This is a genomic window from Pseudomonas cavernae (genome assembly GCF_003595175.1).
GTDB classification, from domain to species: Bacteria; Pseudomonadota; Gammaproteobacteria; order Pseudomonadales; family Pseudomonadaceae; genus Aquipseudomonas; species Aquipseudomonas cavernae.
Genome location: NZ_CP032419.1, coordinates 1,861,335 through 1,881,860, shown reverse-complemented (window position 1 = coordinate 1,881,860; position 20,526 = coordinate 1,861,335). Strand labels below are relative to the sequence as shown.

Annotated in this window: 18 protein-coding genes; 5 read left to right on the top strand and 13 right to left on the bottom strand. The window is 66.6% G+C overall.

Annotated elements, in window-relative coordinates:
- Positions 1-246: 246 nt before the first annotated feature.
- On the top strand, positions 247-798 hold the full coding sequence (locus D3880_RS08695) for a hypothetical protein (RefSeq protein ID WP_119893070.1): 552 nt from the start codon (positions 247-249) through the stop codon (positions 796-798).
- Positions 799-953: 155 nt separating this feature from the next.
- On the opposite strand, the gene D3880_RS08690 is transcribed toward D3880_RS08695, so the two are convergent.
- From D3880_RS08690 to D3880_RS08670, 5 genes are all read right to left on the bottom strand, one after another.
- Positions 954-1,295: an FKBP-type peptidyl-prolyl cis-trans isomerase gene (locus D3880_RS08690; protein ID WP_119893069.1), complete on the bottom strand. Its 342-nt coding sequence runs from the start codon at positions 1,293-1,295 to the stop codon at positions 954-956.
- 353 nt (positions 1,296-1,648) lie between these two features.
- Positions 1,649-2,530, bottom strand: coding sequence for a DMT family transporter (locus tag D3880_RS08685; RefSeq protein WP_119893068.1), 882 nt, complete (start codon positions 2,528-2,530; stop codon positions 1,649-1,651).
- Positions 2,531-2,884: 354 nt separating this feature from the next.
- The gene (locus D3880_RS08680; RefSeq protein WP_119895704.1) at positions 2,885-3,700 is read right to left on the bottom strand and encodes a sugar phosphate isomerase/epimerase family protein; all 816 of its coding nucleotides are present in this window, start codon (positions 3,698-3,700) and stop codon (positions 2,885-2,887) included.
- Positions 3,701-3,939: 239 nt separating this feature from the next.
- The gene (locus tag D3880_RS08675; protein WP_119893067.1) at positions 3,940-4,989 is read right to left on the bottom strand and encodes a Gfo/Idh/MocA family protein; all 1,050 of its coding nucleotides are present in this window, start codon (positions 4,987-4,989) and stop codon (positions 3,940-3,942) included.
- Between the two features lie 315 nt (positions 4,990-5,304).
- The gene (locus D3880_RS08670; protein ID WP_119893066.1) at positions 5,305-6,081 is read right to left on the bottom strand and encodes an IclR family transcriptional regulator; all 777 of its coding nucleotides are present in this window, start codon (positions 6,079-6,081) and stop codon (positions 5,305-5,307) included.
- Between the two features lie 546 nt (positions 6,082-6,627).
- Here D3880_RS08670 and D3880_RS08665 point away from each other — a divergent pair.
- Entirely contained in the window at positions 6,628-7,902 is a 1,275-nt protein-coding gene (locus D3880_RS08665; RefSeq protein WP_119893065.1) for an OprD family porin, read from the top strand.
- A gap of 258 nt (positions 7,903-8,160) precedes the next feature.
- Positions 8,161-9,879, top strand: a complete 1,719-nt coding sequence (locus tag D3880_RS08660; protein WP_119893064.1) for an FAD-dependent oxidoreductase — start codon at positions 8,161-8,163, stop codon at positions 9,877-9,879.
- A gap of 289 nt (positions 9,880-10,168) precedes the next feature.
- Here the strand turns inward: D3880_RS08660 and pcaC are convergent, their stop codons facing one another.
- From pcaC to D3880_RS08630, 6 genes are all read right to left on the bottom strand, one after another.
- Positions 10,169-10,570 carry a 4-carboxymuconolactone decarboxylase gene (gene pcaC, locus D3880_RS08655; protein ID WP_119893063.1) on the bottom strand — a complete coding sequence of 134 codons (402 nt, stop codon included), beginning with the start codon at positions 10,568-10,570 and terminating at the stop codon, positions 10,169-10,171.
- A gap of 139 nt (positions 10,571-10,709) precedes the next feature.
- Positions 10,710-11,498, bottom strand: a complete 789-nt coding sequence (pcaD, locus tag D3880_RS08650; protein ID WP_119893062.1) for a 3-oxoadipate enol-lactonase — start codon at positions 11,496-11,498, stop codon at positions 10,710-10,712.
- Position 11,499: 1 nt separating this feature from the next.
- Positions 11,500-12,810 carry a 3-carboxy-cis,cis-muconate cycloisomerase gene (locus D3880_RS08645; protein ID WP_238474442.1) on the bottom strand — a complete coding sequence of 437 codons (1,311 nt, stop codon included), beginning with the start codon at positions 12,808-12,810 and terminating at the stop codon, positions 11,500-11,502.
- Between the two features lie 269 nt (positions 12,811-13,079).
- Entirely contained in the window at positions 13,080-14,285 is a 1,206-nt protein-coding gene (gene pcaF / locus D3880_RS08640) for a 3-oxoadipyl-CoA thiolase (protein ID WP_119893060.1), read from the bottom strand.
- The gene (locus D3880_RS08635; protein ID WP_119893059.1) at positions 14,282-15,064 is read right to left on the bottom strand and encodes a CoA-transferase subunit beta; all 783 of its coding nucleotides are present in this window, start codon (positions 15,062-15,064) and stop codon (positions 14,282-14,284) included. The genes pcaF and D3880_RS08635 overlap by 4 nt, the downstream gene beginning before the upstream one ends.
- The gene (locus tag D3880_RS08630; RefSeq protein ID WP_119893058.1) at positions 15,061-15,927 is read right to left on the bottom strand and encodes a CoA transferase subunit A; all 867 of its coding nucleotides are present in this window, start codon (positions 15,925-15,927) and stop codon (positions 15,061-15,063) included. Before D3880_RS08630 ends, D3880_RS08635 begins: the two co-directional genes overlap by 4 nt.
- Before the next feature lie 217 nt (positions 15,928-16,144).
- Here D3880_RS08630 and D3880_RS08625 point away from each other — a divergent pair, with 217 nt between their 5' ends.
- On the top strand, positions 16,145-18,049 hold the full coding sequence (locus D3880_RS08625; protein WP_119893057.1) for a DEAD/DEAH box helicase: 1,905 nt from the start codon (positions 16,145-16,147) through the stop codon (positions 18,047-18,049).
- A 184-nt stretch (positions 18,050-18,233) separates the two neighbouring features.
- Here D3880_RS08625 and D3880_RS08620 read toward each other — a convergent pair whose 3' ends face one another.
- A complete protein-coding gene (locus D3880_RS08620; RefSeq protein ID WP_119893056.1) occupies positions 18,234-19,166 on the bottom strand; it encodes a LysR family transcriptional regulator in 933 nt (310 codons plus the stop codon).
- Positions 19,167-19,377: 211 nt separating this feature from the next.
- Between D3880_RS08620 and D3880_RS08615 the strand changes: the two genes are divergently transcribed.
- Positions 19,378-19,644: a DUF2790 domain-containing protein gene (locus tag D3880_RS08615; protein ID WP_119893055.1), complete on the top strand. Its 267-nt coding sequence runs from the start codon at positions 19,378-19,380 to the stop codon at positions 19,642-19,644.
- A 226-nt stretch (positions 19,645-19,870) separates the two neighbouring features.
- On the opposite strand, the gene D3880_RS23360 is transcribed toward D3880_RS08615, so the two are convergent.
- A complete protein-coding gene (locus D3880_RS23360; RefSeq protein WP_420800864.1) occupies positions 19,871-20,320 on the bottom strand; it encodes a methyl-accepting chemotaxis protein in 450 nt (149 codons plus the stop codon).
- Between the last annotated feature and the right edge of the window lie 206 nt (positions 20,321-20,526).

Here is a 20,526-nt window from a genome sequence, read left to right as displayed (position 1 = left end):
CGGTGATACGACGTCAGGCCCCAACTCCAGCGAAGGGAGAGGAGGATTTGTCCGAGCTGAAGCAACAGCGGCCATTGACGAGACAGCGTTTGATTTTCCCCTATGTCTGACGCATCCAAAGGCTTTTGGCGAGCGTTCCCCTTGCAATAAGGGATCACGGACCACCCTCCTCTCACTGCGAAGCGACTGCCCCCGAAGCGCCAAGTTCTTGGGGATGCGATCGCGACCTGAAAAGGAGGAACAGTCATGAAGAAACTGCTAGCTGCATCCGCACTCCTCATTGCAGGAGTCCTCGCCTCATCCGTCGTAGCCGATGACAGCCTCGCTAGATTCAAGGGTGGCATCGGCGTCCTGCCCGTCTCCAGCGGCGTAGGGACGGGGGCAACCGCCGAGGTCGTCAACCGCAACATCGTCCGCGGCGTCCAACCCGCTGGTCAGATCTGGGTGATCAGGAGACTGGAAGCCGAGGTGAGCATCAGCGGACAGATCCTGGTCGAGGGCAAGGGGTTGCTGTTAGGGGGCGGCAACAACATCGGCTTCACGGGCGGACAGTCGGTGTTTGCCACGCTGATTTGTGCAGCCGAAGAGCCTAACTCATTCACCCAGAGCAGCTCGAACCTTGCCGGCGTCCCGCTCGAGGCCGACGGCGACTTCACGATCGACGATTTGCTTGCGCCGGCGCCCGCCTTTCCCTGTAACAACCCTGTGCTCCTGATCCGCAGTGCGGCCAGCACGAGCTGGTTCGCCGCGGGTATTCCCAAGAGCGAGGACGATGTCGACGCCGATGACGAGCAGTGACAGCGTTGCGTGATCCCAGCGCCTGAAAATTGCCGTATGCCCCTTCCGCAAAGCCACCTTCCCCCCGAGGCGGGAAGGTGGGGAGAAGGAAGGCTCGGCTGCTGCCGTTTGGGCATGACCGAAGTCGAGCTAAAACGGGGGGATTCAGACGGCCATCAATCGTCCCGCGTCAGCACTTCCAGCAGCTCGATCTCGAAGATCAGGTTGGAATTCGGCTTGATGTGGGCGCCGATCTGTCTTTCGCCATAGGCGAGGTGGGCCGGCACGAAGAGTTTGCGCTTACCGCCGACTTTCATGCCCATGAGTCCCTGATCCCAGCCCTTGATCACGCGTCCGCTGCCGATCACGCACTGAAAAGGCTTGCCGCGATCATAGGAGGAGTCGAACTTGCTGCCGTCCTCCAGAAAACCGTTGTACTGGGTAGTGATCAAGGCGCCTTTGACCACTGCTTTGCCGTCGCCCAGCTGAATGTCTACCACCTGCAATTCGTTGCTCATCACTCACTCTCGTTCATGTGCTGGCCCACGGATGGCTGCCCGGGCAGCTTTTTCTCAGGAATTTCATTGCCAGACAAGCGACGCTGACACCCGCGGATTGGGACTCGCATTACGAGTAGCGACCATCCGCCGCTTGAGTTTCGGCGTTTTCGGATAAATCCGCCCCTCTCCAGGCGCGTCACTCGCGCCCAAGTAGAAGAAACCGTCTCAGAACCTGTCTACGATCTGCTGCGCGTCGGTCAAACTGCGTTGAAAACGGCTTCGGCAAGCCGCTTGCGGCTAACGCGCTTCAGCGCGACCCGTTGGTCGTTGCGCCTTGTTTGACTCTAGCTCGCGAGATCGTAAACAGGCTCTCAGCGGCCGCGCTGCTGCCAGGCAGCGGCGAGGCCGCTCAGGCAGATCACCGCGATGCCGACCAGGGCGGTGGCATCCGGGGTGTGGGCGAAGAGCAGGAAGCCGAGCAGGCCGGCAAACACGATCTGGCAATATCCGAACGGCGCCAGCAAGGCCGGGGCGGCATGCCGGAAGGCCTGGGTCAGGAGCAGGTGCGCGGTCATCCCGCAGCCGCCCAGGGCCAGCATCAGCAAGGCGTGGCCGAAGCTCGGCAGCTGCCAGAAGAACACCACCAGCCCACTCATCAGCAGGGTGTTGAACAGGCCGGCAAAGAAGTTGCTGGTGGTCGGGCTGTCGATCTCGCTGAGCTTGCGCGTGAGCAGCTGGTAGAAGCAGAAGCACAGCGCCGAGCCGAGTGGCAGGAGGATCGCCGGGGTGAACAGCGCGCCACCCGGGTGGACGATGATCAGCACGCCGACGAAGCCCGCCGACACCGCCAGCCACTGGCCGAGGCTGACCCGCTCGCCGAGCAGCGGCACCGACAGCGCGGTGACCAGCACCGGGGCGAGGAAGTTGACCGCAGTGGCCTCCGCCAGCGGGATGAACAGCAGCCCGGAGGTGAACAGCAGGCTGGTGCCGAGCAGGCACAAGGCACGTAGCGCCTGCAGCAGCGGTCGCTTGGTGCGCAGCACGCGCAGACCGGACTGCGGCAGGAAGATCCCGGCCATCAGCAGGGTGTGCACCAGATAGCGCGCCCACACCACCATGATGATCGGGTAGAAACCGGACAGGTATTTCGACAGGGCGTCGTGGCTGGAGAACAGCAAGGTCGCCAGGACGATCAGCAGGATGCCCTTGAAAGGCTGGTTGGTGCCGGACAGCGGCACGCGGGGGGTACTCATCGGGCTTCCCTGGTCGGGCCGGCTAAGGCCGCGACCGTGTATGGTGAACAGGCGCGAAAGAATATAGAACCCGGTTCCATCGCTCAATTCGACCTACGGCTAGCGAGTAGCAAAAGGCTATGTCCCAGTTGCGTGTTGTTGGCGCTGATGACTGCCGAAGCCCGGAATTTCCGTAGGGTGGGTTAGCCGCGTAGCGGCGTAACCCACCACCGATGCCACAAAGCATCGTCATTGCCGGTCTGACGGCCGGTCGGTGGGTTACGCCTTCGGCAAACCCACCCTACGCGAGACCATGCAACACCCAACTGAGACAGAACCAAGAAAAAGCCCTCGCCATGAATGAGGGGCTGATTTTTACAACTGGCGCAGCAGGGCGCCGGTCTTATCCATCGCCATCTGCGCCCGTTGCAGGGCGCTGACGCCCTGCTCCAGCAAGTGGCGGGTCGGGATCTCCAGGCTCAGCGGGATATTCGCCGGCAGACAACGCAGCAGGCCGCGCAGATCGCAGTCGCCATCGCCGGGGAAACGCCGCTCGTTACGCGCCTGGCGGAGAATTTCATTCATGTCGTCCGGGCGCGGACCGGCGACGTCGCACAGCTGCGCATAGCGCAGGCGCGCCGGCGCCAGCTTGGCCAGGTCGTCCAGCGACGAGCCGGAACGGTTGAAGTGGAAGGCATCGACCAGCACGCCGCCGTTGGTGCGTCCGGCCGTCTCGACGATGCGCACGGCCTGAGTCAGGTCGCGGGCGTCGGTCCAGGGCATGAACTCCAGGTGCGGGTAGATGCCATAGCCACTGGCCAGGTCGCACAACGCGGCGAAGTTGGCGGTCAGCCGCGCCTCGTCGGGGTCGTTGCCGGCGATCAGCAGTTCGCTGGCGCCGAACTCGGCACCGACGGCGAGGATCGCCTCGAAGTCGGCCACGCGGGTTTCCGGCTTGAGACGCAGGATTTCGATATCCAGCACTTGGATGCCGGTGTCGCGCAGGCGCACCTGGGTCTGCCGGCGCAGGCCGGCATCGGCCAGCAGCGGAAAGTGTCGCTCCTCGGCGGTGGCCGGCACCAGACGCAGGCCGACATGGCTGTAGCCGGTACGCGCGGCCACTTCCACCATCTCCGGCGGCGACAGTTCGAGGACGGTCAGGGCGGCAAGGGAAAGGATACGTTCGCTCATGGTCATCACTTTAGGGATTGATGGATTTGCTTCTGGTTCGGCCCCAATTACGCGTTGCAGGGCCTCACGTAGGGTGGGTTAGCCGAAGGCGTAACCCACCGACCGGCCGTCAGGCCGGCAATGGCAATTCCGGAAGGCACCGATGGTGGGTTACGCCGCTACGCGGCTAACCCACCCTACGGAAACACCAAATTTCGGCACTCATTGGCGCCACCGATACGCGACGGAGGTACAGCTGTTCAGATCGTCTCCGGCGCGCAGGCACGGCCGCTTTCCGCCGCCTGGCGGATGGCCTCGATCAGCGCCAGGGTGCGCCCGGCATCGGCGACACTGACCAGCGGCTCGGCCTCGCCGCGGGCGACGCGGACGAAATGCTGCAGTTGCAGGCGTAGCGCCTCGTCGGCGCTGAACGGCTCATCCACCGCCAGCAGCGGCTGATGCCAGCCGGCGCCGGCCTCGGCGTACTGCCAGCGCTTGAGTTGCGGCACGCTCAGCGCCCCGCGGGTGCCGGCCAGCAGGTAGCAGGACTGGTCGGACTGACGCGGGTAGATCGGGTTCTCCCCGGAATTCAGCTCCCAGCTCCAGGGCGCGGCCACCGCGTCGGAACCGGTCAGGCTGCCCAGCGCGCCGTTGTCGAACTGCAGCAGCACGGCGGCGCTGTCCTCGTTGGCGAAACCGCGCGCGCCGTTATCGGTGAAGGCCTGTACCTGGCGCACCTCGCCGCACAGGTGGCGCAGCAGGTCGAGGTCGTGGATCAGGTTGGTCAGCAGCATTCCTGCGCCCGGCTCGCGGCGCCAGGGGATGTCGAAGTAGCTGTCCGGCTTCTGCAACTGCCACAGCGCGGTGACGTTGGTCAGCCGCCCGAGTACGCCGCTGACCACCAGTTCGCGGGCCTTGACGATCAGCGGATTGTGCCGGCGGTGATGGCCGACCAGCACCGGCACCCGATGAGTCTCAGCGGCGGCGACCAGCTCGCGCACTTCGTCGAGGTGTACGCCCACCGGCTTTTCCACCAGTACCGGCACCCCGGCGGCGATGCAGTCCAGGATGGTGCTGACGTGCTGGTTGTTGGGCGTGGCGATGATCGCCGCCTGCGGCCGGGCCTGCTCCAGCATCTGCCGGTAATCGGCGAAATGTGGCACCCCGCACTCGGCGGCGAAGGCACCGGTCTGTGGGCCCGGATCGGCCACGGCGCAGAGTTGCGCCTCGCTCAGCTGCTGCAAGTGCTGGTAGTGCTGGCGGCCCATGGCGCCGGCACCGATGAGGGCGATACGGAGAGGCTGATTCAACGCGGTGGTCCTCTTGTGGTTGTTCTGCCAACGGGAACCCAGACAACAGAACCGAGTTCCAAAATTAACAATTCGGTTAATTTAGAACTTGGTTCTATTTTTTATCAAGCGAGAAAGAGCCGACTCCGTGCGATTACCGCTCGGAAACGGCAGCGCCTGGTGACAGAAGGAGGTGGCCTGATGAGGGAGGAAACACATGCCCGCAGGATGGGTTGAGCGCAGCGATACCCCTCAGTATCGGCTCGATGGGTATCGTCGCTGCGCTCCTCAACCCATCCTACGGCGCGGCGTGGCCCATGGCCCGCGCCTACAAGGTCAGACGAACAGTTCGGAGGCCTGACTGGCCGCCGACAGCTCCGCGGTGGCGCTCAGCAGCAGTGGCGCCAGTTCGTGCATGCGTGCTTCCGGCAGGCGGGCGCTGGGTCCGGCCACGCTGAGTACGCCGATGGTGCGGCCATCCAGCGGATGCCGGACCACCGCCGCCAATGCCGAAGTGCCGACCGCCGAGCTTTCCACCACCCAGGCATAGCCGTGCTCGCGGGCCAGGCGCAGGCGCTCGAGCAGCTCGGCGTTGGAGCGTGGCGCATTGGGGCCGAACTGCGCCGGGTCGGCGATGCCCTGGCGCTCCACCAGCGCCAGCGCCTCGGCATCGCTGAGGCTGGCCAGCCAGGCATGCCCGGAGGCGGTGTAGAACAGCGGCGCATCGCGGCCCATGTCGGGGTCGTAGCGCAGCCCGGAACGCGCGCCCTGGGCCTTGGCGATCCAGGTCTGGCGCTCGCCGTCGATCACCCCCAGGCGCACCAGCTCGCCGGTGTCCTGGGCCAGGCGATCGAGAATCGGCTGGACGATATCCGCGCCGCTGCTGGCCAGGTGGCGAAAACCCATGGCCACCAGCTTGGTCGACAGTTGGTAGCGGCTGTTCTCCGGGTTCTGGCGCACGTAACCGAGGCGGATCAGCTCGGCGAGCATGCGGTGGGTCGCGCTTTTGGGAATCTCCAGTTGATCGGCCAGGGTCTGCATCGGCAGGCCAGCGGGGTGGCCGGTGAGGCTTTCGAGGAGACTGAGGGCGCGTTCGATCTGACTACCGGCCATGGCGTGGGGTCCAAGTTGAATGTGCACGGATTCTAAAAGACATCCAGGCAGGCGGGATATATGGAACGCAGCAGGCGACGCGATCCTCTCTCCCGGCTTTCGCCTCGAACACTGCACGACAAATGTTCTAACTGGTTAATTAACGTTCGATTAACGAACATTACATCGATTATCGGATTGAACGTCCCACACCTTGCTCGCAGTATCGACTGCACGTTCGACGCGCTGCCCTCAGCCGCAAGCGGCAGACGCGAGCCGCTACGCCGATAACTATAAGAAGGTTCATTGCCATGTCTGACCCCATGCCCATGCCTGCTCATGCAGGCCCAGCGACTGCCACGGCTGCCCATGACGGTCCGGCGGCCCTCGCCTTCGCCCCCGAATGCCTGCGCCTGCTCGCCCGGCGAACAGCCAGCGGCCAGCCGTTCCCTGCCGCCGGCTAGCCCCGGCGCCCCACCCACTTGCAAGCCCTTGCCCGCATCCGCAGTCGCTGCGCGGAGGGGCGCTGTTTACCTCTACAACAACAAATACCGAAGGTAGATCGACATGAAACGCCCGAACACCGTCTGCCACGCCACCCGCCTCCTGCCCAGCGCCCTGGCCCTCGCCGCGGCCAGCAGCGCCCTGCCCGCCCTAGCCCAGGCAAGCGGCTTTGTCGAAGACGCCAAGGCCAGTGTGCTGGCGCGCAACTTCTATCTGAACCGCAACTTCGTCGACACCAGCAAACAGGGCAAAGCCGAGGAATGGACCCAGAGCTTCATCCTCGACGCCCGTTCCGGCTTCACCCAGGGCCCGGTCGGCTTTGGCGTCGATGTGCTCGGCTTGTGGTCGGCCAAGCTCGACGGCGGGCGCGGCACCGCCGGCACCCAGCTGCTGCCGGTGCATGACGATGGCCGTCCGGCCGATGACTTCGGCCGCCTCGGCGTGGCGGCCAAGGCCAAGCTTTCCACCACCGAGCTGAAAGTCGGCGAATGGATGCCGGTGCTGCCGATCCTGCGCTCCGACGACGGCCGCTCGCTGCCGCAAACCTTCCGCGGCGGCCAGCTCACCGCCAACGAGATCGCCGGCCTGACCCTCTACGGCGGCCAGTTCCGTGGCAATAGCCCGCGCAACGACGCGAGCATGGACGACATGTCGCTGTTCGGCGTGCCGACGGCCACCTCCGACCGCTTCAACTTCGCCGGCGGCGAATACAGCTTCAACGACAAGCGCACCCTGGTCGGGGTCTGGACCGCGCAGCTCGAAGACGTCTACCAGCAGCAATTCCTCAACCTGGTCCACAGCCAGCCGCTCGGTGCCTGGACCCTCGGTGCCAACCTCGGCTTCTTCACCGGCAAGGATGACGGCGGCGCACGCGCCGGCGAGCTGGACAACCAGACCTGGTCCGCCCTGCTCTCGGCCAAGACCGGCAATCAGGTGTTCTATCTCGGCCTGCAGAAGGTCGGCGGCGACGATGCCTGGATGCGCGTCAACGGCACCAGCGGCGGCACCCTGGCCAATGACAGTTACAACTCCAGCTACGACAACGCCAAGGAGCGCTCCTGGCAATTGCGCCACGACTACAACTTCGTCGGCCTCGGCATTCCCGGCCTGACCCTGATGAACCGCTACATCAGCGGCGACCATGCGCAGTTCAAGAACGGCACCCAGGACGGCGAGGAATGGGGCCGCGAGAGCGAACTGGCCTACACCGTCCAGAATGGCGCGCTGAAGAACCTCAACCTCAAGTGGCGCAACTCCAGCATGCGCCGCGACTGGGGTGGCACCAACAGCTTCGACGAAAACCGCCTGATCATCAGCTACCCGTTCTCGCTGCTCTGAAGCGTCCTGCCTTATTTCTCCAAGGCACTCGTTGCCCCTTCTGCCCGCCTCCCCCGGCGGGCTTTTTTTGTCTGCGCATTAGGCAGGAGGCTGACGATTGGATGGCCGTTTATCGACCACTTATTACCCCATTTGAGCCGCTTGGATCACCCAGAGCTTGGCCTGCTGCGCCCGCCAACCTAGAATATGGAACCATATTCCAAATCACCACTTAACCCTCATAGGCGCGACAACCCACACCCTTTAGGGAGATGCCCAATGCCTGCGGAAGCACCAACACAAACGGTCGATTGCGATGTTCTGGTGATCGGCTCGGGCGCGGCCGGCCTCTCTGCAGCCGTAACCGCCGCCTGGCATGGCCTGAAGGTCATAGTGGTGGAAAAGGAGCCGGTGATCGGCGGCGCCACCGCCTGGTCCGGCGGCTGGGCCTGGGTACCACGCAACCCGCTGGCGCAGCGCGCCGGCATCCAGGAGGACATCGAGCAACCGCGCACTTACCTGCGCAACGAGCTGGGCGAGCACTACGATGCCGCACGCGTCGACGCCTTCCTCGAAGCCTGCCCGCACATGGTAGCGTTCTTCGAGAGGCACACCGCGCTGCAGTTCGCCGACGGCAACGGCATTTCCGATATGCACGGCGACACCCCCGGCGCAGCCACCGGCGGCCATCAGGTGATCGCCGCCCCCTACGACGCCCGCCAGGTTGGCGCCCTGCTGCCGCGCCTGCGCAAGACCATGCGCGAAACCTCGTTCATGGGCATGCCGATCATGGCCGGCGCCGACCTCGCCGCGTTCCTCGCCATGACCCGCTCGCCGCGCGCGCTGAAGCATGTCAGCAAGCGCTTCCTCAGCCACCTCTACCATCTGGCCCGCTACGGTCGGGCCATGCACCTGGTCAACGGCGTGGCGCTGGTCGCCCGCCTGGCCAAGTCGGCCGACGACCTCGGCGTGCAATTGCTCGAATCGGCGCCGGCCAAGCGCCTGCTCATCGAGGACGGCCAGGTGCGCGGCGCGCTGGTCGGCACGCCCAACGGCGAGCTGAGCATCCGCGCCAAGGCCGTGGTGCTCGCCGCCGGCGGCTTCCCCAACGACCCCGTGCGGCGCCAGCAACTGTTCCCGCGTGATGCCTCCGGCCGCGACAACCTGGCGTTGCCGCCGCAGGCCTGCTCCGGCGACGGCCTGCGCCTGGGCGAATCCGCCGGCGGCCAGGTGGCCACCGGGCTGAAATCGCCGGTGGCCTGGGCGCCGGTGTCCAAGGTGCCCCATCGCGATGGCAGCTTCGGCCACTTCCCGCACATCATCGAGCGCGGCAAGCCGGGGATCATCGGCGTGCTGGCCAACGGCAAGCGCTTCGTCAACGAGGCGCACGGCTACTACGACTACGTGTCGGCCATGGTCGAAGCGGTGCCGGAAGACCAGGAAGCCTGCTCCTGGCTGATCTGCGACCACCGTTTCCAGCGCCGCTACGGCCTCGGCTTCGCCCGCCCGGCGCCGCTGCCGGTGGGGCCGCACGTGCGCAACGGCTACCTCAAGCGCGGCGCCAGCATCGAGCAGCTGGCGCTGGCCTGCGGCATAGACCCGGTGGCGCTGGCCAATACCGTGGCCGAGTTCAACCGACATGCGCGCAAGGGCGAAGACCCGGCGTTCGGCCGCGGTTCGACGCCGTTCAACCGCAAGCAGGGCGACCCGCTGTACCCGGGGCCGAATCCCTGCGTCGCGCCTATCGAGCACGGCCCGTTCTACGCCGTCAAAGTCCAGCCGGGCTGCTTCGGCACCTTCGCCGGCCTGAAGACCGATGGCCACGCCCGCGTGCTCGACGCCGCCGAGCAGCCGATCACCGGCCTCTACGCGGCCGGCACCGACATGGCCAGCGTGCTCGGCGGCCATTACCCGTCCGGCGGCATCAACCTCGGCCCGGCACTGACCTTCGGCTACGTCGCCGCCCGCCATATCGCCGGGGCCACGGACTACGAATGAGCAATTCTCGGCCTTTCCCGCTACACCGGCCGGCCCCTCTCCCGTTTACGGGAGAGGGTTGGGGAGAGGGAGAGCTGCCAATGCCCTCTCCCACAAGTCCGTAGGATGGGTTGAGCCGGCGATACCCATCACCGTCCTGCATGGGTATCGCTGCGCTCCACCCATCCTACAAAGAGCCCCCATCCCAACCGCTCCAGGATGGGTCGCGCAACGCGATACCCATCATCCCAAAACAAAACGCCGCCCGGAGGCATGCTCCGGACGGCGTTTCTTTTTACGCGGTGCCTGCTCAGGCTTCCCGCTGCAGCGACTCCACGCCCAGCTCGTTCCACACCTCTTCGGCCAGGTGGAAGCTGGCGTTGGCCGCCGGGATGCCGCAGTAGATCGCGCTCTGCATCAGCACTTCCTTGATCTCGTCGCGGCTCACGCCGTTGTTCTTCGCCGCGCGCAGGTGCAGCTTCAGCTCGCCCTCGCGGTTCATCCCGATCAGCATGGCGATGGTGATCAGGCTGCGGGTGTGGCGCGGCAGGCCCGGACGGGTCCAGATGTCACCCCAGGCGTGGCGGGTGATCATTTCCTGGAATTCCTGGTTGAACGGCGTGAGGTTCTGCAGGCTGCGGTCGACATGGGCGTCGCCGAGCACCGCGCGGCGTACCTGCATGCCGGCTTCGTAGCGGTCTTTCTCGTCCATCGTTCGGGTTTCCTCTGCCGGCCCTTCGGGCGCGGGAATAGACATGTGGAAGCAGGATCGTAGGTTGGCGCTGAACGCAGTGATGCCCAACGTCCGGAAATGTTGGGCTTCGCAGGCTCAGCGCCAACCTACCTCGCGATCAGGCGCGCAGGAAGTCCAGCACGCGGCGGCTGAACGCTTCGCCGGCCTCGACGTTGGACAGGTGCGCGGCGGGGAACTCGACCCATTCGGCGCCGCGAATGTGCTCGGCCAGGAAGCGCCCATCGGTCGGGGTGGTCACCGGGTCCTGGCTGCCGCAGACCACCAGGGTCGGCGCCTCGATCAGTCCCAGCTGCGCGCGGAAGTCCGCATCGCGCACCGCCGCGCAATTGGCCGCATAGCCTTCGGGTGCGGTCTGCGCGAGCATCTCGACGATGGGCTCGACCTGGGTTGGCTCGGCCGCGGCGAATTCCGGAGTGAACCAGCGCAGGATCGACGCGTTGCGCAGGTCGTGCATGGCCTGCACGCCGCCGGCCAGCACGGTGTCGATGCGCGGGTTCCACACCTCGGGGCCGGCGATCTTCGCCGCGGTGTTGCACAGCACCAGCTTGCCCAGGCGCGCGCCGGCATGGATGCCCAGCCACTGGCCGATCAGGCCGCCCATGGACAGGCCGCAGAAATGCGCCCGCTCGATGTCCAGCGCGTCGAGCAGGGCCAGCACGTCGCGACCAAGTTGGTCGATGCTGTACGGGCCGGGGCTGACCAGCGAGCGGCCGTGGCCACGGGTGTCGTAGCGCAGCACGCAGAAGTGCTCGGTGAAGGCGGCAATCTGTGCGTCCCACATGTGCAGGTCGGTGCCCAGGGAGTTGGACAGCACCAGTACCGGCGCGGCCTCCGAGCCATCCAGTTGATAGTTCAGTTCGCCATCGGCGAGTTTTACGGCAGGCATCTCAGTCTCCTAACGCATGGTGTTCGGCCACGGCGCGCGCGACCCAGCGGCGCGCCTGGCCCAGGTATTGGGCCGGATCGAACAGACGATCCAGTTCGACGGCGGACAGTTCGGCGCTGACTTCGGCATTCGCGCCGAGCACCTGGCGCAGGTGCGCGCCCTCCTGCACCGCCTGTTTGCAGCAGTGTTCGACCAGGTGGTGCGCGGCGTCGCGGCCGATGCGCTGGGCCAGGGCGATGCTCACCGCCTCGGCCAGCACCAGGCCCTGGGTCAGGTCGAGGTTGGCGCGCATGCGCGCGGCATCCACTTCCAGGCCCGGCACCAGCAGCAGCGTCTGTTGCAGTGCACCGGAGACCAGGCAGCAGAGCTCCGGCAGGGTTTCCCACTCGGCGTGCCAGAGGCCGAGGCTGCGCTCGTGTTCCTGCGGCATGGCGCTGAGCATGGTCGCCACCAGCCCCGGCGCGCGGGTGGCGGCGCCGATCAACACGGCGGCGCCGACCGGGTTGCGCTTGTGCGGCATGGTCGAGGAGCCGCCCTTGCCCGGCGCGGCCGGCTCGAACAGCTCGCCGGCCTCGGTCTGCATCAGCAGGCTGAGGTCACGGCCGAGCTTGCCGAGGCTGCCGGCGAGCATTCCCAGCAGCGCGGCAAACTCCACCAGGCGGTCGCGCTGGGTATGCCAGGGCTGCTCGGGCAGATTGAGTTGCAGTTCGGCGGCCAGTGCCTCGGCCACCGGCCAGGCCTGTTCGCCGAGCGCGGCGAGGCTGCCGGAAGCGCCGCCGAATTGCAGGCACAGCAGACGCGGCTTGAGTTCGGCCAGGCGCTGGCGGTGACGGGTGACGGCGCCGAGCCAGCCGGCGATCTTCATGCCCAGGGTCACCGGCGTGGCGTGTTGCAGCCAGGTGCGTCCGGCCAGCGGGGTGTCGGCGTGGCGCTCGGCCTGGACGGCCAGGGCATCGGCGAGTTGCGCGAGGTCGTGTTCCAGCAAGGCGATGGCGGCGCGCAGTTGCAGGACCAGGCCGCTGTCCATGGCGTCCTGGCTGGTGGCGCCGAGGTGCACGTAGCGCTCGGCTTCGACGCTCTGTGCGGCCACCTGCCGGCCCAGCGCCTTGACCAGCGGAATCGCCGAGTTGCCGGCCGTGGCGATGGCCTGGGCCAGGGCGACGAAGTCGTAGCGCTCGGCCTGGCAGGCGACCGCGATGGGCGCCACGGCGGCTTGCGGAATCAACCCGACCCGCGCCTCGGCACGCGCCAGCGCGGCTTCGAAGTCGAGCATGCCCTGCACCCGGCCCCGGTCGCAGAAGATCGCGCGCATGGCCGGCTGGGTGAAGTAGGCATCGAAGAGTTGGTTGCTCGGGCTGTTCAAGCAGGGCTCCAAAAGCGGATGGCTGTTGTTGGGACAGTATGGCGCGTTGGCCCGGCGAGCAAGGAACCGTAGCCCGGAACGTCCCGTAGGGTGGGTTAGCCGCGAAGCGGCGTAACCCACCAAGGATTGATGGGTATCGCTGCGCTCAACCCATCCTACGATCCGGTGGAAAACGCTTCGCGGTTTTCCACCCTACGAGGGAGCGTCGTAGGCGTCGGTTAGACCCGCTCGATGGCCAATGCCAAACCTTGGCCGACGCCCACGCACATGGTCGCCAGGCCGTAGCGGCCACCGCTCTTCTCCAGCTGGTGCACGGCGGTCAGCACCAGGCGATTGCCGCTCATGCCCAGCGGATGGCCGAGGGCGATGGCGCCGCCGTTCGGGTTGACCTTGGCGCTGTCGTCCGCCAGGCCCAGCTCGCGGGTCACCGCCAGGCCCTGGGCGGCGAAGGCTTCGTTCAACTCGATCACATCGAAGGCGTCGATGGCCAGGTTCAGCCGCGCCAGCAGCTTGCGCACCGCCGGCACCGGGCCGATGCCCATCACCCGCGGCAGCACGCCGCCGCTGGCCATGCCGAGCACCTTGGCGCGCGGCTTGAGGCCGTATTTGCGCACCGCTTCGGCGGACGCCAGGATCATCGCCGAGGCACCGTCGTTGAGGCCCGAGGCGTTGCCGGCGGTGACCGTCTTGCCTTCGCCGTTGACCGGCTTGAGCCTGGCCAGGCCCTCGGCCGTGGTGTCGGCGCGCGGGTGCTCGTCGGTGTCGACCAGCGTCTCGCCCTTCTTGGTCTTGATCAGCACCGGCACGATTTCCTCGGCGAAGTAACCGGACTCCTGGGCGGCGGCGGCACGCTGCTGGCTGCGCAGGGCGAAGGCGTCCTGGTCGGCGCGGCTGACGCCGTAGTCCTCGGCGACGTTGTCGCCGGTCACCGGCATGCTGTCGACGCCGTACTGCTCCTTCATCGCCGGGTTGATGAAGCGCCAGCCCAGGGTGGTGTCTTCGAGTTTCTGCGCGCGGCCGAAGGCGCTGTCGGCCTTGCCCATCACGTAGGGCGCGCGGGTCATCGACTCCACTCCGGCGGCGATGGCCAGTTCCATCTCGCCGCTGGTGATGGCGCGGAAGGCGGCGCCGACCGCCTCCATGCCGGAAGCGCAGAGCCGATTCAGCGTCACGCCCGGCACGCTGGCCGGCAGCCCGGCGAGCAGCAGCGCCATGCGCGCGACGTTGCGGTTGTCCTCACCGGACTGGTTGGCGCAACCCATGAACACTTCGTCGACCGCGTTCCAGTCGACCTGCGGGTTGCGCTCGAGCAACGCGCGCAGCGGAATCGCCGCCAGGTCGTCGGCACGCACCGGGGCCAGGCCGCCGTTGAGGCGACCGATCGGCGTGCGCACCGCATCGCAGATAAAGACCTCGCGGCTCATTCCTCACCCCCTTGCTGGCCGTGGGCGGCCGCAGTACGTGCTTCCAGGGCGCGCAGCGCAGTCAGCTCAGTCTCGTTCGGCGCTTCGGTGACCGCCACTTGCTCGGCGAAACGTATCGCCCAGCCGGTGTTCTCGATCACCTGCTCGCGGGTCACGCCCGGGTGCAGCGCGGTGACGATGAATTCGTGGGTGCCGGCTTCCGGCTCCATGATGCACAGGTCGGTGATGATGCCGACCGGACCGGCGCCCGGCAGGCCGAGCTGCTGGCGGTGGTCGCCGCCCTCCCCAAAGCCGACCGAGGTGATGAAGGCCAGCTTGTCGACGAAGGTGCGGTGCGACTGCTTGAGGATGATCAGCACCTGCTTGGCGCTACCGGCGATCTCCGGGGCGCCGCCGGCGCCGGGCAGGCGCACTTTCGGCTTGTTGTAGTCGCCGATCACGGTGGTGTTGATGTTGCCATACTTGTCGACCTGCGCGGCGCCGAGGAAACCAACGTCGATGCGCCCGCCCTGCAGCCAGTAGCGGAAGATTTCGCCGGTCGGCACCACGGTGTCGGCGGTTTCGGCCAGTTCGCCATCGCCGATGGACAGCGGCAGCACGCTCGGCTTGGCGCCGATCGGGCCCGATTCGTAGATCAGCACCACGTCCGGCGACGAGGTCAGGCGTGCCAGGTTGGCGGCCTTGGACGGCAGACCGATGCCGACGAAGCAGACCGCGCCATTCTTCAGGCGGCGGGCGGCGGCCACGGTCATCATTTCATTGGTGGTGTAAGCGCTCATTGGTTGGCCTCCGCGATCTTGGCTTGCCCGATCTTTTCTTGAAAGGCGGCGAAATCCTCGGTGCCGCGGATGTACTCGTCGATCCACGCGGTGAAGGTGTCGCGGTCGCGGGCGATCGGGTCCCAGGCCTGGTAGAAGCGGTTGTCGCGCTCGTAGTAGCCGTGGGCGTAGGACGGGTGCGCGCCGCCGGGGACGTGGCAGACGGCGGTCAGCGCCCAGGTCGGCAGCACGCAGGCGTTCATCGGCGCATTCAGGTCATCGACTATCTCCTCCACGGTGACGATGCAGCGCTTGGCCGCCAGGGCCGCCTCCTTCTGCACGCCGAGGATGCCCCAGAGCAACACGTTGCCCTTGCGGTCGGCCTTCTGCGCGTGGATCACGGTGACGTCCGGGCGCACCGAGGGCACCGCGGCCAGCACTTCGCCGGTGAACGGGCAGGTCACGGTCTTCAGCAGCGGGTTGACCTTCGGCAGGTCGGAGCCGGCGTAGGCGCGCAGCACCGCGAACGGCAGGCCGGAGGCGCCGGCGACGTAGGAGTTGGCCAGGTCGGCGTGGCTGTGCTCTTCGATCTCAAGGGCGTGCGGCCAGTCCTTCTCGACCGCGTCGCGCAGGCGATGCAGCGAACCGACGCCGGGGTTGCCGCCCCAGGAGAAGATCAGCTTCTTGGCACAGCCGGCGCCGATCAGCAGGTCATAGACCAGGTCGGGGGTCATGCGCACCAGGCACAGGTCTTTCTTGCCCTGGCGGATCAATTCGTGGGACGCGGCAGTGGGAATCAGGTGGGTGAAGCCTTCGAGGGCGACTGTGTCGCCGTCATTCACGAAGCGCTCGACGGCTTCGCGCAGGGTCAGGAGTTCAGCCATGGGAGTTCTCGTCTTGTTGTCCGAGGCGCAATGGCAGCGCCGTTGGACAAACCTTAATCAGCACGCCCCGCGCAAACAATCCGATAATCGACTATCTGTGCGTTTATCGAACAAAATCACCAACCCCTCGCGCGAGCTCCGCTGCCGGGCGATGGCCCCATGCCCATGCCGAAAGCGCTTATGATTCATCTACATAGCTTTCCGTTGGAACCACTGCATGCTGTCTGCCGTCCGGCGCTACAAGGCCCTCCTGTCCGGAGCGCTGGCGCGTTACTTCCCGCGTACCACCGCCTACCTGCGGGCCGAACGCAGCGCCGCCGGACCGCCGAGCAAAGCCAAGGCACGGGCGAAGAAGGCCGGCGCTGGCAAGGCCGGTGCGAAGAAAGCCGCGAACGGCCCGCCCCGGCCGCGCCAGACCGGCGCAGACGGCATCTACGGCGCCGCGCTGCAGATCGACGCCGCGCAGGTCGCGGCCATGCGCGCACGGGTCGGCAAGGCGGTGGCCGCCGGCCTGATCGGTGCGCCGTCCGACGAGCAGTGGGCGATGATCCTCGGTGGCCAGCCGCTCACCCGCATCTTCGCCGGGGCCGGCTCGGGCAAGTCGACCACCCTGGTGCTGCGCGTGGTGTTCATGCTCTGCCACCTGGGCATCGCCCCGCAGCAGCTGACGGTGATCTCCTTCACCAACGCCTCCTGCGCCCAGTTGCGCGAGCAATTGCTCAAGGTCCTGGCGTTCTGGGACTACCCCTTCGATGCCGACCTGGCGCGCCAGTGCGTGCGCACCTTCCACTCGGCCATGGCCACCCTGGCCCGCGCGGTGCTGGACAACCCGCGCTGGTTCGAGCAGCTGGACGGCGGCGAGGAGCCGGACAATCCCCTGCTCGCCAGCCGCCTGCGCCCGGCCCAGCAGCGCCTGCTGCAACAGGCCTACCAGCGCTGCTACGCCGCCGAGGCGGAGTTCCGCGAGCGGGTCCACAGCCTGCTGGGCCTGCCGCCGCTGGCCGCCGAGGCCAAGCGCATCCCCAAGGCGCCGCTGGATGCCTTCAAGCTGGCGGGCGAGTTCAGCGCACTGCCACTGTTCGAGGCCTTCCACGTCCAGGCCGGCTTCATGGAAAGCATCGGCATCCGCATCGACCAGCTGCAGCCCCAGGCGCTGGCCTGCTCGCCCCGTGAGCGCCTGTTCGCCGAGGCCCTGGTGCAGTTCTGGAGGCACTTCGAGGCGCTGTTGCGCGAGCAGGGCCTGATGACCTTCAACGCGGCCTTCCGCCAACTCGGCGAGCGGCTTGGCGACGCTACGGCCGCGATTGCGCCCGAGGCCCTGGCGCCGTTCGCGCACCTGCTGATCGACGAGTTCCAGGACATCTCGCCGCAAATCGTCCAGTGGCTGCAGGCCGTGCATCGGCGCCTGGCGCGCCAGGGCGAGGCGGTTAGCCTGATGGCCATCGGCGACGACTGGCAGTCCATCTACGGCTGGCGCGGCAGCTCGCCGGAGCTGTTCATGGACTTCGACCGGCACTTCCCGAGCAAAGGCAAGAACAAGAGCGCGGTGCTGATGCTGGCGACCAATTACCGCTCCATCGAGCCGGTGATTCGCGACGGCGAAAGGGTGCTGGCCGGCGTGGCGTTCAAGCAGGCCAAGGCCAGCCAGGCGCACAAGGCCACGCAACCGGGCGACCACGGCGTGAAGCTGGTACCGCGCTTCGATCTCAAGGCGCGCCTGCCGGAACTGCTCAAGGAAATCGAGGTGCAATGCGCGCAGGTCGCGGCACGCGGCAGCAGCGAGCGCACCGCCGTGCTGGTCTTGAGCCGGCGCAACGCCGCGCTGCAGGCGATCCAGGCCGGGCTCGAGCGCAAGCTGCCGGTCAAGACCTACACCATCCACCGCGCCAAGGGCCTGCAGGCCGAGGTGGCGATCATCCTCGACGACTGCGCGCCGCCCGAACCACACCCGCTGCGCAATGCGCTCTATGCCCATTCGGGATTCTTCCGCAACAGCTACGACCAGGCGATGCAAGACGAGAGCCTGCGCCTGGCCTACGTGGCGATCACCCGCGGCGTCAGCCGGGTGCTGTGGTACACCCAGAAGGTCCAGGGCGCGACCCAGGTGCTGGCCGGGCGCTGAGCGCGGCCGGCGGCTCAGAGCCTGTTTACGATCTCGCGAGCTAGAGCCAGACAAGGCGCTACGTTAGTAACAGCCTCCGGCTGGTCAAAATGGCCGAGGGCGCGGAGTTTACGGGCTGTAAATGAGCACCCGAGGGCATTTTTAACGCCGTATGGCCGACGCGCAGCAGATCGTAAACAGGCTCTCAGGCCCAGTGGCGGGGATCGCTCAGCACCCGCTCGTGCTTGGCGAATACCCTGGGCAACTCACGCTTGAGGAAATCCACCCAGGTGCGCACCTTGGCATCGAGAAAGCGCCGCGACGGATACAGCGCATAGATGTGCCGCTCGCGCAGCCGATAGTCCGCTAGCAGGCGCAACAGCTTGCCGTCCCGCAACGGCTCGGTCGCGGTGTAGAACGGCAACAGACTGACGCCCATGCCCGCCTGCGAGGCCTTGGCCATCGACTCGGCGACGTTGGTGTGGAACGCCTTGCTCGGCAGCACCAGATGCTCGTCCTGATCGTCGCGGAACAGCCACTCCTCCTTGTCCAGGGGTTCGACCAGGTGCAGGCAGCGGTGCGCCTGTAGCTCCGCCGGCCGCGCCGGCACGCCATGCCGCTGGAGGTAGTCGGGCGAGGCGCAGACCACGCTGTACAACGCGCCGATCGACTGGGCGACCAGCTGCGAATCGGGCAGCGCCTCGCCGATGGAGATCACCACGTCATGGCCCTCCTCCAGCGGGTCGGGGTTGTGCTGCGACAGGGTCAGCTCGAAGGCCACGTCCGGATACAGCGCGTTGTAGCGGGCGATCAAAGGCGTGATGAGGATGCCCAGGCCGTTCATGCTGTGCACCCGCAGCCGGCCGCTGGGCTGCAGATGCGCGCCGCGGGCTTCCACTCTGGCCTCTTCCACTTCGCCGAGGATCTGCCGGCAGCGCAGCAGAAAACGCTCGCCGGACTCGGTGAGCATCAGCCGCCGGGTGGTGCGCTGCAGCAGACGCGCCTGCAGGTGCGCTTCCAGATCAGAGACCAGCCGTGACACCTGAGCGGTGGACAGCTCGAGCAGTTGCGCGGCGGCGGTGAAGCTGCCGGCCTCGATGACCCGGACGAAGACACGCATGCCATGCAGCAGATCCATAGGTGGCCTTTACTGGAGGGAGGAGGTTTTCCGGCCAGGGTAAGAGCCTGATCGCGAGAACGTGAATAGGCTCTATGGACGCGACAGGCGCCTGAACGTCCGGCCAGCACTGTTACGCCGCATGTAACGGTGAATCACCCGAGCGCCTCTTTATTGCCGATTACCGAGGAATAGACTTTCACCTCAGGAATTAGCCGAGAGGATCGAAAAAATGATCAGCAAACTGGCCTGCCTGTCCATGGCCTTGCTCGCCGCCACGGCCATGGCCGCAAGCGACGAGCCAAGCACCCCGAACACTGAGCCCCCAGCCACCCAGTACGAATACGGAATGGCGCTGGATATCCAGAAGGTCATCTCCATCACGCCACAACCCGACAGCTGCGAAGTGGTGCCCGCCACCATGATCTACCTCGACAGCAAGGGCGAGACCCGACGCCTCGATTATCAGGTGATGGGTAATTGTTGGGGCGCCCTGTAAGAGCCTGTCCACGATCTGCTGCGCGTCGGCCATACGGCGTTAAAAACAGCCTAGGAAAGCAGCTTGCTGCTAACGCGCTTTAGCGCGGCCCGTAGGGCGAGTGAAGCGAGTCATGCTCATTTACAGCTCGTAAACTCCGCTTCCTCGGCTGTTACTCCCGTTGGTCGTTGCGCCTTGTCTGGCTCTAGCTCGCAAGATCGTAAACAGGCTCTGCCTGCGCGCGGAGTCATTCGGCCAGTCGCCCGGCGCTCAGCGCCAACTCCCGCTGACTACCCAGACGCAGCATGATGCGCTCGACGATTTCCAAGCGGGCCGCCGCCGCACCGCGCATGTCGTCCATGGCCTGCAGGGCGACCGCGGATTTCTCCAGGCCCAGGCGGGTCGACGCGCCGAGCTGGTCGATGCCTAAGCGCGCCTCTTCCGCGGACTTTTCCAGGCCCTCGGCGATCTGCCGGATCTGCGCGCTGGAATCGGCGGCGCGCTTGGACAGGTTGCGCACTTCGTCGGCGACCACCGCGAAGCCGCGCCCATGCTCACCCGCCCGCGCCGCCTCGATGGCGGCGTTGAGGGCCAGCAGGTTGGTCTGCCGGGCGATGTCCTGGATGCTGCCGACCAGCGCGCCGATGCGCACCGACTGGCCGCCCAGCTCGTCGAACGCCTGGGCGATGTGCGCCATCGAGCTATCCAGGTCGCCGAGGATGCCGGCCGAGGCCTGGATGCTCTCTGCGCTGGCGGCGACCTTGCCTCCCGCAGTGCGCGCCAGCTGATCGGCGAAGCGCATGTCTTGCTCGGTTTGCCCGATCGCCTCGGCCAGCTCGCCCAGCGTCGCCTGCAACTGGCGGTCCGGCTCCGCACGCGGTGGCTCTGGCAGCACCGGTGGTG